The organism is bacterium (genome assembly GCA_041648665.1).
GTDB lineage: Bacteria > UBA10199 > UBA10199 > 2-02-FULL-44-16 > JAAZCA01 > JAFGMW01.
On record JBAZOP010000181.1, the window covers coordinates 1 to 3,234 of the forward strand.

Annotated in this window: 2 protein-coding genes; one reads left to right on the plus strand and one right to left on the minus strand. The window is 62.9% G+C overall.

Annotated elements, in window-relative coordinates; genetic code table 11:
• Positions 1-575: 575 nt before the first annotated feature.
• Entirely contained in the window at positions 576-1,961 is a 1,386-nt protein-coding gene (ltrA, locus tag WC683_20355; protein ID MFA4974963.1) for a group II intron reverse transcriptase/maturase, read from the plus strand.
• Between the two features lie 384 nt (positions 1,962-2,345).
• Here the strand turns inward: ltrA and WC683_20360 are convergent.
• Positions 2,346-3,234, minus strand: an 889-nt coding sequence (locus tag WC683_20360) for an FAD-dependent oxidoreductase (protein ID MFA4974964.1), incomplete at its 5' end; no start/stop codon positions are given.

The window sequence follows — 3,234 nt, forward strand, 5'->3', positions numbered from 1 at the left end:
AACATGTTACGGGGATGTGCCGAGCTGGGGCTCGGCGTTCGTGCGCCCGGCAGCGCGCATGACTAACTGGTTAAAGTCCAGCCCCCGCCGATCGTCCTTGGGCGGGGTAGCCGAAGGCAGGGCAAGCCCGGTGACGGGAGTCCGGAGGGCCAGAGGCAAAAGACCGAGCCGTAACGAAAGTGAACCCGTGAATAAGGCCGGCACGAGTGGTCAGCCTGCGAGCGATGGTGAAACCCCTCGCGGTGGGTGGGAAGTGGACGCCCCACCCACCGACTCGTGCGGGTGGTGCGGGATGGCGCGGTCCGGAAGTTGCGCGCGTGACCCGGGGAGACCTCACCGGCGTGTAGCCGACAAGAAATGACGCGGAGGTGGCGGCCCGCGAGACAGCAAGACCGCCGACAGGCTCCGGGGCCGTGTCCGGCCACCGGATTACGCCGTGAATCGGACACCGGCAGACACAGGCGCAAGGGCGCAAACCGGCAAGGAGTCAGAGCCAACATAGTACCGTGTGGCAGAAAAGCCACGGAAGGCGGGGCAGCAAAACCCGCCGGAGGGAAGGGAGGCAGGTGGGAGAAATGAGAGACGAGCCCGCATGGGGCAGAGTCGGACAGACAAAGGGGCGACGATTGCCGACGTCGGCTGAAGACCGCCTCGGCGCAATCCGGGACGACCGGGAGCGCTACCCCCGCTGGACGCCACTCATGGTTGGGGCCCTGCCTCGCCTGCGCGAGCAGGGGCGCAAGTGGTTTCAACTGTACGACAAGATTGCGGATGAGAAAACGCTGGCGGCGGCGTGGAAGCGCATCGACGGGCGCACGCGGGGCGAAGCCCGCACCCGCGGCGCGGGGGTGGACGGGGTGACGGTGGAGCAGTTCGCCGCCGTCGCCGGAACGCAACTGCCCGCGCTGGCGGCCGCGCTCAAGAGCGGGACCTACCGCCCCGCGCCGGTGAAGCGACAGTGGATACCCAAGCCGGGCAGCAGTAAGAAACGCCCGCTGGGGCTGCCCACGGTGGCGGACCGCGTGGTGCAGGAGGCCGCGCGGGGAGTTCTCGAACCGATATGGGAGGAACAGTTCCTGGACGGCAGCCACGGATTCCGGCCCGACCGCTCCACGGACAGCGCGTGCCTCATGATGGAGGCGCATCTGGAGAGCGGAAAGGTGTGGATCGTGGACGCGGACATCACCGGATGCTTCGACAACATCGCGCACCGGGCGGTCACCGACCTGCTGGCCCGTCGTGTCGCCGACGGCAAAGTGATGCGGCTCGTCGAGAATATGCTCGCGGCGGGTGTCATGGACGGATGGTCGCTGAAACGCAACAGCACGGGCACGCCGCAGGGCGGCGTCATCTCGCCGCTGCTGTGCAACGTCACGCTGCACGAACTCGACACCCGGCTCGAAGCCGAAGACATCGCCTGGGTGCGCTACGCGGACGACTTCGTGCTGCTGTGCGAGACGCGCGAAAAAGCGGAACGCGCACTCGGCGCCGCCCGCGAAGCACTCGCCCCGCTGGGACTGGAACTGCACCCGGAGAAGACCCGCATCGTGCACCTGGACGAAGGGTTCGACTTTCTGGGGTGGCACTACAAAGGGCGGCAACGCTGGCCGCGCGGGAAGAGCGAAAAGGCCTTCCGGCAAAAAGCGAAGGCGAAGACCCGGCGCAACCGGCCCGGCAGCATGGAAGCCGTCTGCGCGGAACTGGAACCGCTCCTTCGCGGATTCTACAACTTCTTTCGCAACGGCAACAGCGCGGGAACGTTCAGTCACCTCATGGGATGGCTGAGACGGCGGCTGCGGGGCATACTGCGCAAGCGGCAGTACGGCAAAAGCGGCATCAGCACGCCCAGCGAACACTTCACCTGGCCCAACACCTGGTTCGAAGCGAAAGGACTGTTCGACCTTGAAACGCATCTTGTCACACACAGAAGGAAACCGCCACACTCCCCGGAAAGGGGATAATCCCACTGGAGAGCCGTGTGCGGGAAAACCGCACGCACGGTTCGGAGGGAGGGGCGGGCTAACGACCCGCTCCTACCCCTATCCGGGAAAAAACCTTGCTTTTGCACTATCTGAGTTTCCGGGGGAATCAGGTAATTCTTTATTCGTAACCGTTCACAGCACTTCTTCCCAGGAACACTTACCCAATGGGACTTATTTTCCGGGAAGCCTCCCCGGCATACCCGATTCCTTTTCACAGTCCGCAGCCTTCCCGCCTCCCCGGTTCTATCTTTAACGGGTGGCTGCCGCCCCCCGTGCCTCCCGCTCTGGAAGGACTGTATGTTTTTACCTGATTAACTCATTTCCATTCACGTTCTGGCAACCTGTGAACGGCCACCTTTATTCTTACAGCTTCCCCGCGACTTCCAGGCCCGCGGCGCGGCCGGACATGAGCGACGGGCTGTAGCCGGAGCCTGTCTCCGCGTAGCCGCCCACGAAACTGAGGCCGTCGATATACTTCTCATCCTTCGCTGCTATTATCCGGGGAATCACATAGTCCCACACATCCTGCTCGTAGGCATAGATGCTGCCCTTGTAAGAGCGGGTATAGCGGGCGAAAGTCTGCGGCGTGGCAACCTCGATCTCCTCGATCTTATCCCTTATCTTCATCCCCGTGCAGCGCTCGAACTGGCCGATCATGCCGCCGGCGATTTTATTTTTAAGCTTGAAATACTCCGCCGGCTTCACATTGTCCCACACATCCGGCGTGAAAAGAGTTGTCATTGAGAGAACAGTGGTGCCCGCCGGCGACGCGTCGGGGATTGCGGCGTTGAGGCATGTGGTGGCCTGCATGTCCGGCACGTCCAGGCGGCCCATGCTGGCGTAGATTTTATCCGTGTCCATGCCTTCCGAAATGAAGTAGCCGTAGTCGGTGATACCGATCTTTTCGATGGGGGCGTCAAGGCCCAGGTATACCACGAAGCCGGCGCCGCCGTGACGGCGCATGTTCACCGTTTTGAAGGCTATCTCCGGCGCCTCGCTCCGGGGGTGAATCAGCTTGTTGTAAGCGATGGTGGGTGACGAGTTGCAGATGACGTGGGAGGTGGAGACCGAGTCGCCCTTAGCGGTTTCCACACCGGTGACTTTTCCGCCATTCACCAGTATTTTCTCGACGCGGGTGTTGTACTCGATGCGGCCACCCAGTTCCAGGATGCGCTTCTCGATGGCGGACACCATGCCGTGGGAGCGCATTTTCGGGATGTACGCGCCGTTGTCCAGGTAGTTCAGCAACATG